The organism is Xanthomonas sp. SS, assembly GCF_014236835.1.
Lineage (GTDB): Bacteria > Pseudomonadota > Gammaproteobacteria > Xanthomonadales > Xanthomonadaceae > Xanthomonas_A.
This window is the reverse complement of sequence record NZ_CP051190.1, coordinates 4764527-4778778: the sequence shown is the minus strand read 5'-3', so window position 1 is coordinate 4778778 and position 14252 is coordinate 4764527. Positions and strand designations below refer to the sequence as shown.

The window sequence follows — 14252 nt, the reverse complement described above, 5'->3', positions numbered from 1 at the left end:
CCGTGCGTCAGCCGACCACGACGGTCTGCTGGGGATCGAAATCGAAGCTGCCATCGGCGCCCGGCTGGATCGGCAGGCTGTCGACGCCGTCGATGCGCAACCGCAGCGGATAGCGACCGGCGGCGGCATCGGCAACGGTGAAATACAGGGTGGTCGGCAGGCTGGGATCGGCCGGCGTGTCGATGGCCTGTGGACTCAACTCGGCGCTGCCGAACAGCAGGCGCGCGGCGGCATGCTGCAGCGGCGTCAGCCGTGGCCGGCATTCGATGCTCACTGCCAGCGCGCCGGGCGCCGCGGCCAGCGGGGTGGCGACGATACGCGGCGCCAGCGGCAGTGCCAGCGCGCCGCTGCTGAGCGGCGTCAGTCCGGTCGGCGCATGGCGTACCCGCACTGTGTAGAAGCCGCAGCGCCACGCATCGATCGCGCCGCTGTCGCTGTCGGCGGGCAGCGTTACACGCAAGGCGCTGTCACCCTCTGCAGCGTTCGGCGCCAGTTCCACCCGTTCGCCGCTGCGCGCGTGCTCGAACACCACGATGCTGTCGGCGAGTGCCAGTTGCCGGCCGCGCAGCAGCAGCGTGTCGCCGAGCCGCGCCGCCGGCAGCAGCGTCGACCCTGCCGGTTGCACGCTGCTCAGACTCGGCGCCGCACCCGCCAGCGCGATCGGCCCGCGGTCGCCGGCGCCGCGCTTGAGTACCGGCAGGGCGCTGCTGGCCGCGGCATCGGATTCGATCAACACCACCGAGACCTGGTAGGCCATCGATGGCCGGTAGCGCGCCTGCATCGCCGTCCACAGCTTGGATAGCTCCTCGGCACCGAGGAACGACGGAGCGATCTTCAGCCATTCCACCTGGTCGGCCAGGCTCAGTGCGGACAGGTTGCCGAACGGTGGCGTCGGCGGCCCGAGCACGCTGCGCAACTGCGCGCGGCTGAGCATCGGCGTCTCGTGCAGGAACTGCATGGCGAAACCGAGCAGCGCTTCGGCGGCCAGGTCCTGCGCGCCGTAGGCGGTGAGCATGTAGTGCAGGTCCAGCGCCAGCGGCGGCTTGCCGACCCGCGCGCCGGCGCTGTCGCGCGCCGGCAGCGCATGGTTGCGCCAGCCGCTGTTCGGCGTCACCTGGTACAGGAACAGATTGAGCTGGTTGGGCTCGGTCTGGCCGGTGGCGATGCGGTCCGGCGGCAAGGCGCTGACGCCGACGCTGCCGATCGCCGACAGATCTAGGCCGAGCAGACCGGCATTGAGTAGATCCTTGAGTGCGGCGGTGACCGCGGCGATGGCCAGCGCGTTGCTCATCGGCCACCGCCATGGCGCTGTTGCAGATACGTGTCCAGGTCCAGCGCCGGCTTGCGCGCAGGCTTCGATGGCGCCGCGGTGGGCGCGGCGGCGTTGGCGCGGATCTCGACGCGGCCGATCGTCACTTGTACCGCGGGCGGCGGTGCTGCCGCGAGCGCGGCCAGTGGCGACTGGCGCGCGGCATCGGTAGCGCGTGGCGTCGCCACCGGCATGCGTGCGTCGCGCAGTGGCGCGCGCAGTTGGGGCGGCAGCGGCAACGATGCGGCAGTCGCCGCCGTGGCGACAGTGCGTTCGGCTGCCGGTGCCGACGGCGTTGCCTGTGCCTGCTGTGGTGCGGCGAGGGGCGCTGTCGTCGCAGCGCGCGGTGGTGGCGCATTGCCCGGTGGGGTGTGCAGCCGTGCATGCGACGCCGCGGCGCTTGCTTGAGGCAGCAGCGACGCTGGCAAACGCTGCGTCGCCGCGACGACCACCGTCTCGTGCACGCGGTCGCGGCGCAGCGGCGCCGGCTCGGGCGGCGCGACGTCAGCCGGTGCCGCAGCGGCGGCTGACACGCGATCGGCGGCGGCGTGCGCGGTCGGGTGCGGCAATGTGGGCAATGGTGGTTGCGACCACGGCGCCGACGGCGAACGCTCGGTGGCAGCGGGCGCCGCAACAGGCAATACCGCCGGTCGCTGCATGGCCTGCGCTGCGGGTGCAGGCGGCATGTCGTCGGTCGTTGCGGTGCGCGGTTCGAACAATCCCGGTCGGCGTCGGCTCAGCACCGGTACCTGGCCGCGCGCCTGCTCGACCAGATACGCCAGGTGGGTCAGGCCGGGCCCGCTCATGCTTGCACCAGATCGAGGTAGAAGCGGCGCCGTACCGGCGCCAGCGCCAGGATGTCGCGCTCGCTCCAGGCGTAGTGGCGGGCCAGCAGATGGACGTCGGCCAGCAATTCCTGCGCCCAGTCGTCGAGTTCGTCCCATAGATAGGCCGCGATATCCAGCCGCGCCGACCAGGCATGGCTGCAGGCCGGGCAGCGCACGCCGATGCGCAGGTCCGCCTGCGGGTCGGCTGCGGCCATCGCCGCACCCAGGCGCTCGCGTAGCGCCGGCGGCAAGGTATCGGTAGCGACGGTGGCGTCGCCGTGGCGTACGTCGAGCAGGCAGCGCGCGATCAGCGCGCCGATCGCGGCGTCGGTATCGGTGTCTGCGTGCGCGGTGCGGACGATCGCGGTGAGGTCGTCGCCGCAGGGCAGGCGGAACTGCAAACGGTAGCCGTCGTGGCGCAGTTCGTGCACGGCGCGCGGCTGCGGCAGTTGGCTCGGCGCCGCGCACAGTTGCTGCACGGGAAGGCTGGTTTCCAGCGTCTCGCCGCAGGCCGGGCAGTCGCTCAGCGTCTGCAGCGTGTCGCCGAACAGCATGGCCTGCAGCTGCAACAGCCAGGCATCGCGCTCGCCGAGGCCGACCTGGCGCCACTGTTCCAGCGCCAGCTGCGGCCACAGCGCCGCCAGCAGGCCGTACGCGCGCTCGCTGGCGCACGCGCCATGCAGGCTTTCCCATGCCTGCAGCAAGGTGTCGGTCGGGGTGCGGGCGGCGCAGGCCACGGCGTTCATCGCGATGCTCAGGCCGGCTCGGTGTAGCTGGGTTCGGCCGGCTCGACCACGTCCAGGTCGCGCTCCCAGCCCTCGTTTTCCAGCTTGATGTGCTGGATCGCCACCGCGTTGGCGTTGGCGTCCAGGTCCGGCAGCGACTGGAATTCGGACACCCAGCAGCGGTACACGCGGTAGGCGATCGCCAGCTGTCCGGCCTCGTTGTAGACCTCGATGATCAGGTCCTTGCGGAAATCCTTCAGCGAGGCTTCCGCGCCCAGCCCGGCGCCGTAGTTCCATACCTTGTTCGCCCACTGCTCGAATTCCTTGTCGTGGGTCACTCCGCGCTCCAGGGTGATCGCCTCGAACTCGGTGCGCCCGGGCGATTTGCGGCTGCTGCTGGGGTCGCCGCCTTCGCGGTGCTTGACCACCTCGGTGGTGCGCTTGAGCGCGCTGACCTTGCTGACGCCGGCGACGTACTTGTTGTCCCAGCGGACCCGGAACTTGTAGTTCTTGTACGGATCGAAGCGGTAGGCATTGACGGTGAACTGGGCCATGAAGATTCTCCGGATGACGTTTGGATCGGCTCAGACGTCGATCTGGCCGGCGATCTGCTGCAGCCGCAGCACCACGAACTCCGCAGGCTTCAGCGGCGCGAACCCGACCACGACGTTGACGATGCCCAGGTTGATGTCGTTCTGCGGCGTGGTCTCCTTGTCGCAGCGCACGAAGTAGGCATCGCGCGGCGAACTGCCCTGGAACGCGCCCTGGCGGAACAGGGTGTGCATGAAGGCGCCGACGTTGAGCCGGATCTGCGCCCACAGCGGTTCGTCGTTGGGTTCGAACACCGCCCATTTCAGCCCGCGGTACAGGCTTTCCTCGATGTACAGCGCAGTGCGGCGCACCGGGATGTACTTGTATTCGTCGGCCAGCTGGTCGGCGCCGCGCAGCGTGCGCGCGCCCCACACCACGCGGCCGGCGCCCGGCAGCGCGCGCAGGCAGTTGACCCCCAGCGGATTGAGTTCGCCGTTCTCGGCATCGTTCAACGCCACCGCCAGCTGCGGCGCACCGACCAGCGTGGCGTCGAAGCCGGCCGGCGCCTTCCACACGCCGCGGTTGGCGTCGGTGCGCGCGAACACGCCGGCCACCGCGCCGCAGGCGGCGAAGGTCTCGATCTGGCCGTCGCGCAGCGGATTGGGCTGGCGCAACCGCGGGAAGAACAGCGCGGCGTTGCGGCTGCGGGTGCCGACCTGATCGGTGTCCACGTCGCTGATGCCGCTGCGTGCGCTGTCCTTGTCGATCCACGGCTTGGGCGCGTCGAGCAACAGCATCGCGCGGCGCTTCTCACAGTAGGCGGCGGCCGCGGACACCAGGCCGGTATCCACATCGATGGTGTCGGTGGCGGCGCGGTAGGGCGGCAGGCACAGCAGGTTGAACAGGTCCACCTGCTCCAGCGCGTACAGGCCTTGCTTGGCGGCTTCGCCGCCGGCGGGCAGGAAGTCGGCCACGGTCAACGGCAGGCCGTCGGACACCGCCTGGCTGGCGGCGTTGAGCACCCCGTCCAGCGCGGTGCGCGCGCTCGCCACGGCGGCGATCTCCGCGGCGGCGTCTGCGGACGGATCGCTGTTGCGCTTGCCGTCGAGCGCCTTCTGCGCCGTCAGCAATCCCTCTTCCTTGACGCTGATCGCATCGCCGCCGGCCTCGACCGCCTCGCTGCCGTCGGGAGCGCCGGCATAGCGCAGCAGCGACGAGGCGCCGCTCAGCACGCGGTCCACGCGGCGCGGGCTGTCGACCACGGTCAGGTTGAGGTAGCGCTCGCTGCGGCCGCTGGCACTGTCGCGCACTGTCAGGTTGAACAGCGCGGTGGCCGCCACCCCGAGCGACGCGGCCGCCTCGGCGGACACGTTGTCGCGATCCACGCGCACGCGCAGCGCATTGCCCCAGCGGCCAGCGTCGGCGGCGAGGAAATGCAGTTCGCCGATATCGATCGGCCGTTGCGCCGCCGCTGCGGCAGGCGGGTTGCTGTTCGCGAGCGGCGCGGGGTCGGCATGGTAAAGGCGCACGATCACCGCTTGTCCGCCGCCGTTGGCGAAGAAATCGCGTACCGCATACCCCAGCGCGGACTCGACCCACAGCCCGCCGAAACGGGTTTCGAAATCGCCGAAGCCGTTGATCACGGTAGCGGTGTTGAGCGGGCCGCGCAGCGCGCGGCCGATGAAAGCGGTGACCGAGGTGGCCACACCGGAAATGGTGCGGACCCCGCTGGCGATCTCTTCGACGTAAACGCCCGGATAGGTGAGCGCAGCTGGCATAACGGTTCTCCTTGGATCGTCGGGATTCGGTCAGTGACGCAACGTCGGCGGACGCTGCGCGGCATGCAGGGAATACAGCACGGCCCCGTCCGGCAATGCGTGCCGGTGCAGCGCGCCGGTATCGACCAGCCGGTGCAGGACCGCTTCGATCCGTGCCGACGCGGCGATGTAGCGCTGTTGCGGCAGCCACCAGGCGACGATGCCTTGCAGCGTGTCCGCCGCCTGCGGATGGTTCTGCAGGTACGACAGCAGGGTTGCCGTGATCTCGCCATCGGCATACGCCGGATCAGAGTCGGGCTCGCTCATCTCGATACTCCCACCGCGGATCGGGCGATGTGGGGAACACGAATCGCAAGAGCCGTGCCAGCGATACGGATGTGGCGGGCGCGGTCTCCGGCGTTCGCTACGAGGCGCTGCGTCATGGTGATACCCGATTGATTCCGTTTGGAAAAACCCCCGTTTCGCCCGCGCCGTGCAGGCGTGCCGCAGCGATCGGCACGATGTGCGGTAGCCGCATCGCCGGGTCGATGCAGACCCGGACCAGCACGGTGCCGGGTCGATGCGCACCCGGCGTCGGCGGTTCATTCCGGGACCGCATGGCCGCGTTCCACGCCATGCCGCTTGAGCAGCTTGCCCAGCTGCCGCCGTTCGGTACCCGACAGCAGCGCCGCGCGGCTAACGTTGCCTTCGGCATCGCGCATCAAGGCGGTCAGGTAGCAGCGTTCGAATCTGGCGATGGCGTGTTGCTTGGCCCGCGCGAAGCACAGCGGTGGCCGCGCATGCCCTTCGTCGTCGTCGCCCTTGCCGTGGAAGGTGGTGCGCGGCGGCATCGTCTCGCCCCAGATCGCCGGCTCCGCCAGCGCCAGATCGTCCATGCCGATGCGCTCGCGCTCCACGCGCATGCTCAGGCGCAGCACGATGTTGTCCAGCTCGCGGACGTTGCCGGGCCAGTCGTGGTCGCACAGCGCGAGCAGCACATCCTGCGCCCACTGCCGTGGTGGAGTGCCGAAGCGTGCCGGCGCCTGTGCCAGGAGGTAGCGTGCGAGCAGCATCACATCGCCTTCGCGATCGCGCAGCGGCGGCAACAGGACGTACAGCGGATTGAGCCGATAGAGCAGGTCGCGGCGGAACAGCCGCGTCTCCACCGCCGTGGCCAGCGATGCATTGGTCGCAGCGACGATGCGCACATCCGCGGCGCGCAGCGTGCGCTCGCCCACCGCACGGAATTCGCCGTTCTGCAGGAAGCGCAGCAGCGTGGTCTGCGCCTTCGCCGACAGCGAGTCGATCTCGTCCAGGAACAGGGTGCCGCCGCGCGCGCAGTCGACCAGCCCGGGTTCGCTGCTGTGCGCATCGGTGAAGGCGCCGCGGCGATGCCCGAACAATTCGGATTCGAGCAGGCTGTCGGTCAGCCCGCCGCAGTTGATCGGCACGAACGGTCCGAGATGGCGAGCGCTTGCATAGTGGATCTCGCGCGCGGCCAGTTCCTTGCCGGTGCCGGTTTCGCCTTCGATCAGCACCGGCGCATTGCACTGCGCATAGCGCTGCAGCAGCCGGCGCGCAGCGCACAAGGCCGCCGATTCGCCGATCATCGGATTCGCACAGCGGGACGGACCCGGCGGCGCAGCAGCGGACATCCAGTTCATCGAGAAGCTTCCTTGTCTTGCCCGCACGACGGCACTCGGCGGTGCCGCCTGGGCGCCGCGCTTGCGGATGTATCCCCTGTCATGACGCTAGACGCGGTCCGCGGCGCAAAGCGGCCACGCCCCGGCGCTCGGCGTGGACGGCACCACTTCCCGGCTCGGCCGGCTGCGGGCGGGCGCGCATGCGTTCATCCGCCGCTTCTCGGCCGCGCGCCGCCAGCGTGTAACCTAGGCAGACTCTTTGATCGACGACGGATGCCGCGCTTGCGCCGGCCCGTGTCGCCCTGTGAACCGATGCCCGCCTCGATGTCGCTGAATCCGCTCTTCGCCCCGACCCAGCACGCCGCCGCGCGCTACGCCGCCTCCCTGCGCCTGTCCGTCGCACCGATGATGGACTGGACCGATCGCCATTGCCGCGTGTTCCACCGGCTGCTGGCGCCGTCGGCGCGGCTGTATACCGAGATGGTGCACGCCAACGCGGTGGTGCTGGGCGACCGCGCGCGTTTGTTGGGCTTCGATGCGGTCGAGCATCCGTTGGCGCTGCAGCTCGGCGGCAGCGAGCCGTCACTGCTGGCGCAGGCGGCGCGGATCGGCCAGGAGTGGGGCTACGACGAGATCAATCTCAATTGCGGCTGCCCGTCCGACCGGGTCCAGGCCGGGCGCTTCGGCGCCTGCCTGATGCGCGAGCCGGCGCTGGTCGCCGACTGCGTGGCGGCGATGGCGCAGGCGGTGGACATCCCGGTCACGGTGAAGTGCCGGCTGGGCGTGGACCAGGACGACGACTATGCGGTCTTCCTCGCCTTCGTCGACCAGGTCGCCGCGGCCGGCTGCGGGCTGTTCGTGGTGCATGCGCGCAACGCATGGCTGCAGGGCCTGTCGCCGAAGGAGAACCGCGAGGTGCCGCCGCTGCGCTACGACTGGGCCCATCGGCTCAAGCGCGAGCGCCCGCAGCTGCAGATCGTGCTCAACGGCGGGCTGGCCGACATGGATACGGCGCGGGCGCAGCTGGACGCGGTCGATGGGGTGATGCTGGGCCGCGCGGCCTATCACGATCCCTACGTGCTGCACCGGCTGGACGCGGCCCTGACCGGCGCCGCGCCGCGGCCGCGCGCCGAGTTGCTGCGTGCGCTGCGGCCGTATGTCGAGGCGCGCCTGGCCGACGGCGTGGCGCTCAAGCACATCGCCCGCCACCTGCTCGGGCTGTTCCACGGCCAGCCCGGTGGCCGCGCGTTCCGCCAGGTGCTCAGCGAGGGCGCGCACCGGCCGGGTGCGGACTGGGCGCTAGTGGAACAGGCTTTGCTTATGACCGCGGGGGCACCGCAGGTCGCAGCGTAGCGACTCCCGGACGGGGCGCCATTCGTCCGCGCTTCGCTCCTGGGGCCCCAACGCAAGCTGTCCCAACAGACGCTGCGGCTCCCTTTTGGATGCGCGTTCAGTTACTTTGTTCAGCTTCCTGTGGCAGCCAGTCCCGTCGCAGTGGGGGCGGCAGACCCTTGCTGAGGCGGGGCTAAGGGTCGTCAGCAAGCGCCCGCCGGCGCGGTGTAGTAAGTTCATTTCACTGAACGAAGACGGTCGCGGCCGGAAAAGTTCAGATCGGATTCACCCCGAAAAATCAAGAATTTGGCTCGATTTTGTGGAATCGCGGCGCTGCTGCCAGGCATCCGGTTTCACAACTTTTGAACGTTTCCGATCAGTCCGTTAGGATGCCACCTCGTGATCTCGCCCACTCTCCGCCGCTGCCGCACCGTTGCCGTGATCGCACTCGCGCTCATGGCGACTGGCCATGGCTGGGCGCAGCAGCCGGGTCCGCTTGGTCCGCCAGGCGCGCCGCCGATGGCGCCGGCCCGCGAGGCGCCCAGGGCGCGCGACTACAACGGCAGCTCGCTGTCCGATGCGGTGCGCCGGGTGCAGCGGTCCACCGGTGGACAGATTCTGGGCGCCGAGCGCGTGCCGTTCGACGGGCGCGACATCAACCGGGTGAAGTACATGGATGGCCGCGGGCGCGTGCGCTACATGGACGATCCGCAGCCTGGCCGCTCTGCGCCGCCGCGCGTGCCGCGTCCCAGCGATGCGCAGGAACCACCACGCGGCGATAACCCCTGAGCCCGGATAGTCTGGTTCAGCTTGTCATACACACTGCCCCGGCCGCCGGCCATCTGTAAGTAACTAGGGAGAGTTCATGCGTATCCTTCTGGTCGAAGACGAAGCTCCGCTGCGAGAGACCCTGGCTGCTCGCCTGAAGCGCGAAGGCTTCGCGGTGGATGCGGCGCAGGACGGCGAGGAAGGCCTGTACATGGGCCGCGAAGTGCCGTTCGACGTGGGCATCATCGATCTCGGCTTGCCGAAGATGTCGGGCATGGAGCTGATCAAGGCGCTGCGCGACGAAGGCAAGAAGTTCCCGGTGCTGATCCTCACCGCGCGTTCCAGCTGGCAGGACAAGGTCGAGGGCCTGAAGCAGGGCGCCGACGACTATCTGGTCAAGCCGTTTCACGTCGAGGAGTTGCTGGCGCGGGTCAACGCGCTGCTGCGCCGCGCCGCGGGTTGGAGCAAGCCGACCCTGGAATGCGGGCCGGTGGCATTGGATCTCGCCGCGCAGACGGTCAGCGTCAGCGGCAGCAACGTCGACCTGACCAGCTACGAATACAAGGTGCTCGAGTACCTGATGATGCATGCCGGCGAACTGGTCTCCAAGGCCGACCTCACCGAGCACATCTACCAGCAGGACTTCGATCGCGACTCCAACGTGCTGGAAGTGTTCATCGGCCGCCTGCGCAAGAAGCTGGATCCGGACGGCGAGCTGAAGCCGATCGAGACTGTGCGCGGCCGCGGTTACCGGTTCGCGATCCCGCGCACCGAAGGCTGATCCCACGCGCCTGCGACGAGCAACCGAAGGACGCGACAGCGTGGCGGTACGGCCCAAGTGGTACAAGCGCTGGCGCCCGCGTTCGTTGCAGGCGCGCCAGTTGTTGGCCGCCAGCCTGAGCCTGGTGGCGTTCCTGGCCGCGGCCGGCTATGCGCTGGACCAGGCCTTCGCCGATACCGCGCTGAGCAACCTGCGCGAGCGCCTGAAGAGCTACGCCACGGCCTACGCCAACAACGTCGACGTGGCGCGCGACGGCTCGCTGTACATCAACAACGACAAGCCGCCGCCGGACCCGCATTTCGACAGGCCGGGCAGCGGCCTGTACGCGCAGATCGTGATGCCCAACGAACGCTGGATCTCGATGTCCAGCGAAGGCCCATTGCCGCCCAAGGGCGGCATGCTCGAGCCGCGCCAGGAAACCTTCGACGGCCCCTGGCCGATGACCCAGATCGACGGCAGCGAAGGCGAGGTGTACCGCTACGGCATCGGCCTGGCCTACGTGCGCCGCGACAAGGAAACCCCGGTCACCATCTACATCATGGAGGATACCCGCGCGCTGGGCGCGCAGTTGTTGGTGTTCCGCCACCGGGTGTGGTTCAACCTCGGCGGCGCCGGCTTGATCCTGCTGCTGCTGCAGGCCTTCATCCTGCAGTGGAGCCTGCGTCCGCTGCGGCGGGTGATCAACGAACTGACCAAGGTGCAGCGCGGCGAAGCGGTGCGCATGGGCGACCGCCATCCGCGCGAGCTGGAACCGCTGACCGACAGCATCAACGCCTTCATCGAGAGCGAGCGCGAGAACCTGGACCGCCAGCGCAACACCCTGGCCGACCTGGCGCATAGCCTGAAGACGCCGTTGGCGGTGTTGCGCACCCAGCTCGACAGCGGCAACGACGGCCCGGAGCTGCGCGAGGAGCTGGACGCGCAGTTGCGGCGCATGAACAACCTGGTGACCTACCAGCTCAGCCGCGCCGCTTCCAGCGGCCACAAGCTGTTCTCCGCGCCGCTGCCGATCGAACCCAACGCCGAAGAGATCGTGCGCGGGCTGGAGAAGGTGTACGCGGCCAAGGGCGTGCTGTGCGAGTTCGACATCGAGCCGAGCGCGCGCTTCCACGGCGAACCCGGCGACCTGCAGGAACTGCTCGGCAACCTGCTCGAAAACGCCTTCAAATGGGCGCGGCGGCGGGTGCTGCTGAGCGTGCGTCCGGCGCCGGCGGCCGGCAGCCGGCGCGCCGGCCTGGTGATCTCGGTGGAGGACGACGGCCCGGGCATCGCGCCGGAGGAAGTGGCGCACATCCTGCAGCGCGGCGTGCGCGGCGACGAGCGCGTGCATGGCCACGGCATCGGCCTGGCGATCGTGCAGGACCTGGTCAAGGGCTACCGCGGCGAACTGCAGGTCAGCCGTTCCGAGGAACTGGGCGGCGCGCGCTTCCTGGTGACCATGCCGCCGGGCCTGTAGCAGCCGAGCCCGTAGCAGCCGGGCCGTGCGCTGCAGGTGAATCCCGCGCAAACGCCGCGGCGGTTTCCGACATTGGCTTAACGCCTGCGCCAGGCAGGCGCGGATACTGCGCGAGTCGTCACAGCCGGTTTTTCCGTCCAAGGAGCGCCGCATGCCCGAACCCCGGCATCGTCCCGTATCGCGCCTGCGCGTGCACGGGCGCCGCGCGTTGCGCAACACGCAGCGGCTGCTGCTGTCGCTGCTGCTGGTGCTGTTCACCGTTGGCGCCATCGCCGGCAGCCAGAAGGTGCTGGAGCGCGACGATGCGCGCTGGCTGCAATCGATGACCACCGGCCTGGACAGCGCCAGCGTGGCGCAGCTGCAGCACGACGGGCGCAAGCGTTTCCTGCGCGACCAGTTGCAGGCCTCCAGCGGCGACGCCGCCCTGCCTGCGGCGGTGCGCACGCAACTGGACGGCTACGAGGCGCTGCATACGCCGGTGCAGGAACTGCTCAAGCAACTGGATGCGCGCCAGCAGTACATCAAGGCGATGCCCGACGGCGAGGCCAAGGTCGCGGCGAAGAAGGCCTTGCAGCAGCGCGCCGATGCGCTGCTGGCGCAGGCGCGGCAGGCGCAGCTGCTGCGTGCGGTGTATTCGCGCGACCAACTGCGCGAGCAGATGGTGTGGTTCTGGCTCAATCACTTCAGCGTGTTCGCCGACAAGGGCCGCCTGCACTGGACCGTCGCCGACTACACCGACAATGCGATCCGCCCGCACGCGCTGGGCAAGTTCTCCGATCTGGTGATGGCGACGCTGCAGAGCCCGGCCATGCTCGAATATCTGGACAACGCGCAGAACGCCAAGGGCAAGGTCAACGAGAACTACGCGCGCGAACTGATGGAGCTGCACACGCTGGGCGTGGACGGCGGCTACAGCCAGCACGACGTGCAGCAACTGGCGCTGATCCTCACCGGCGTCGGCATCGCCCCGCCCAACCGCGACGCGCCGCCGAAACTGCCGCCGCCGCAGCAGGCGCAATACCTGCGCCGCGGCGCGTTCGAATTCAATCCGGCGCGGCACCAGCCCGGCGACAAGACCCTGCTCGGCCAGCGCATCGCCGGCGGCGGTTTCGACGAGGTCGAGCGTGCGGTGCAACTGATCGTGCGCCAGCCGGCGTGCGCGCAGTTCGTGTCTCGGCGCCTGGCCGAGTATTTCGTCGCCGACGATCCGCCGCCGGCGCTGGTGGAGAAGATGGCGCGGACCTTCCAGCGCAGCGATGGCGATATCGCCGCCGTGCTGCAGGTGCTGTTCACCGCGCCGGAAATGGCTGCCGGCGCGCCGCACAAGTTCAAGGATCCGTACCGCTTCCTGGTGTCGTCGCTGCGCCTGGCCTACGACGGGCAGACCATCGCCAATCCGCAGCCGCTGTTGGGCTGGCTGAGTCAGATGGGCGAGCCGAGCTATGGGCGCATCACCCCCGACGGCTGGCCGCTGCAGTCCAGCGCTTGGAACAGTTCCGGGCAGATGGCGCAGCGCTTCGAGATCGCACGCGCGATCGGCGGCGGCAACACCCAGTTGTTCACCAGCGACGGACAGCAGCGCGGCGGTTTTCCGCAGCTCACCACGCCGCTGTACTACCAGGCGATCGAGCCGCAACTCGGTGAGACCACCCGCCAGGCGCTGGCGCAGGCGCGCTCGCAGCAGGAGTGGAATGCGTTCCTGCTGGCATCGCCCGACTTCAACTATCGCTGATCCGGTCCATAGCGCTGGGCGCGGCGACTGTCGCTGCGTCCGGCGATCACGGAGGTCCTGCATGCACCGTCGCCATTTCCTGTTCGCCTCCGCCGCCGCGGCGGCCAGCCTGCCGTTCGCCGGGCGCCTGTTCGCCGCGCCGGCGCCATCGCCGCGCCTGCTGGTGGTGTTCCTGCGCGGCGGCTACGACAGCAACAACCTGCTGATTCCCTACGCCAGCGACTTCTACTACGCGTCGCGGCCGACCCTGGCGATCGCGCGGCCGGACCCGGCCAACCCCAACAGCGCCATCGCGCTGGACGCGCAGTGGGGATTGAACCCGCGGCTGCGCGACACCTTGCAGCCGTTGTGGAACGACAAGCAGCTGGCGTTCGTGCCGTTCGCCGGCACCGACGACCTGTCGCGCAGCCATTTCGAAACCCAGGACAGCATCGAGGCCGGGCAACCGGCCGGGCAACGCAGCGACTACCGCTCCGGTTTCCTGGCGCGGCTGTCGCAGGTGGCCACCGGCACCCCGGCGATCGCCTTCACCGATTCGCTGCCGTTGAGCTTCCAGGGCGGCGGCGACATTCCCAACCTGTCGCTCAAGCGCAATCCCACCCCGGCCTTCGACCAGCGCCAGGCCGATATCCTGGCGCAGATGTACCAGGGCACGCCGCTGGCCAGCGCCGCGCACGAGGGCCTGGCGCTGCGCCAGCAGGTGTCGCAGGCATTGCGGGACGAAATGCAGCAGGCCAACCGCGGCGCCGCCAGCGCCCGCACCTTCGCCGACGAGACCCGGCGCATCGCCACGCTGATGCGCGAGCGCTACCGGCTCGGCTTCGTCGATGTCGGCGGCTGGGACACCCACGTCAACCAGGGCAGCACCGACGGCCCGCTGGCGACCAACCTCGGCAACCTGTCCGAAGGCCTGGCCGCTTACGCCGAGGCGCTGGGCCCGGAATGGCGCAACACCGTGGTGGTGGTGCTGTCCGAGTTCGGCCGTACCTTCCGCGAGAACGGCGACAAGGGTACCGATCACGGCCATGGCACCACTTACTGGGTGATGGGCGGCGCGGTCAACGGCGGCCGCATCGCCGGCGAGCAGGTCGCGGTGAGCAAGGACAAGCTGTTCCAGGATCGCGACTACCCGGTGCTGACCAACTACCGCGACCTGTTCGCCGGCCTGCTGAGCCGCATGTGGGGCCTGTCGCCTGCGCAATTGCAGAAAGTGTTCCCGCAGGCGCATGCGCGAGATCTGCAGTTGGTGTGAGGTGGGCGCTGCGCCGCGTCGCCACACCAGCGGCGGCGAACCGGCTGGGTGCAATGTGGGAAGCGCTTCGGCACCGACCGATTGTCGCAGGTCTGTCACTCCGCCCGTCGCGACTGAAGTCGCTCCCACAGTGACTTGC

General features: G+C 69.4%; 13 protein-coding genes. 6 read left to right on the top strand and 7 right to left on the bottom strand.

What is annotated here, in order from left to right; genetic code table 11:
- Positions 1 to 7: 7 nt before the first annotated feature.
- The 7 genes from HEP74_RS20255 to HEP74_RS20225 form a co-directional block, all read right to left on the bottom strand.
- Positions 8 to 1291, bottom strand: a complete 1284-nt coding sequence (locus tag HEP74_RS20255) for a Pvc16 family protein (RefSeq protein ID WP_185814386.1) — start codon at positions 1289 to 1291, stop codon at positions 8 to 10.
- Positions 1288 to 2115 carry a hypothetical protein gene (locus tag HEP74_RS20250; RefSeq protein ID WP_185814385.1) on the bottom strand — a complete coding sequence of 276 codons (828 nt, stop codon included), beginning with the start codon at positions 2113 to 2115 and terminating at the stop codon, positions 1288 to 1290. Before HEP74_RS20250 ends, HEP74_RS20255 begins: the two co-directional genes overlap by 4 nt.
- On the bottom strand, positions 2112 to 2882 hold the full coding sequence (locus HEP74_RS20245) for a T4 family baseplate hub assembly chaperone (protein WP_185814384.1): 771 nt from the start codon (positions 2880 to 2882) through the stop codon (positions 2112 to 2114). Before HEP74_RS20245 ends, HEP74_RS20250 begins: the two co-directional genes overlap by 4 nt.
- 8 nt (positions 2883 to 2890) lie before the next feature.
- Entirely contained in the window at positions 2891 to 3415 is a 525-nt protein-coding gene (locus HEP74_RS20240) for a phage tail protein (protein WP_185814383.1), read from the bottom strand.
- A gap of 30 nt (positions 3416 to 3445) precedes the next feature.
- Positions 3446 to 5170, bottom strand: a complete 1725-nt coding sequence (locus HEP74_RS20235) for a phage tail sheath family protein (protein WP_185814382.1) — start codon at positions 5168 to 5170, stop codon at positions 3446 to 3448.
- 30 nt (positions 5171 to 5200) lie between these two features.
- Entirely contained in the window at positions 5201 to 5476 is a 276-nt protein-coding gene (locus HEP74_RS20230) for a hypothetical protein (protein ID WP_185814381.1), read from the bottom strand.
- Positions 5477 to 5751: 275 nt separating this feature from the next.
- Positions 5752 to 6813, bottom strand: coding sequence for a sigma 54-interacting transcriptional regulator (locus tag HEP74_RS20225; RefSeq protein ID WP_255423927.1), 1062 nt, complete (start codon positions 6811 to 6813; stop codon positions 5752 to 5754).
- 303 nt (positions 6814 to 7116) lie between these two features.
- On the opposite strand from HEP74_RS20225, the gene dusA reads away from it, so the two are divergent.
- The 6 genes from dusA to HEP74_RS20195 all read left to right on the top strand — a co-directional run bounded on the left by dusA (position 7117) and on the right by HEP74_RS20195 (position 14113).
- A complete protein-coding gene (gene dusA / locus HEP74_RS20220) occupies positions 7117 to 8145 on the top strand; it encodes a tRNA dihydrouridine(20/20a) synthase DusA (protein ID WP_185814380.1) in 1029 nt (342 codons plus the stop codon).
- A 435-nt stretch (positions 8146 to 8580) separates the two neighbouring features.
- Positions 8581 to 8913, top strand: coding sequence for a hypothetical protein (locus tag HEP74_RS20215; protein ID WP_524540807.1), 333 nt, complete (start codon positions 8581 to 8583; stop codon positions 8911 to 8913).
- A gap of 76 nt (positions 8914 to 8989) precedes the next feature.
- Positions 8990 to 9673: a response regulator transcription factor gene (locus tag HEP74_RS20210; RefSeq protein ID WP_003469280.1), complete on the top strand. Its 684-nt coding sequence runs from the start codon at positions 8990 to 8992 to the stop codon at positions 9671 to 9673.
- A gap of 85 nt (positions 9674 to 9758) precedes the next feature.
- Positions 9759 to 11129, top strand: coding sequence for an ATP-binding protein (locus HEP74_RS20205; protein ID WP_185816734.1), 1371 nt, complete (start codon positions 9759 to 9761; stop codon positions 11127 to 11129).
- Positions 11130 to 11280: 151 nt separating this feature from the next.
- Positions 11281 to 12861, top strand: coding sequence for a DUF1800 domain-containing protein (locus tag HEP74_RS20200; protein ID WP_185814379.1), 1581 nt, complete (start codon positions 11281 to 11283; stop codon positions 12859 to 12861).
- Positions 12862 to 12922: 61 nt separating this feature from the next.
- Positions 12923 to 14113, top strand: coding sequence for a DUF1501 domain-containing protein (locus HEP74_RS20195; protein WP_185814378.1), 1191 nt, complete (start codon positions 12923 to 12925; stop codon positions 14111 to 14113).
- Positions 14114 to 14252: the final 139 nt, after the last annotated feature.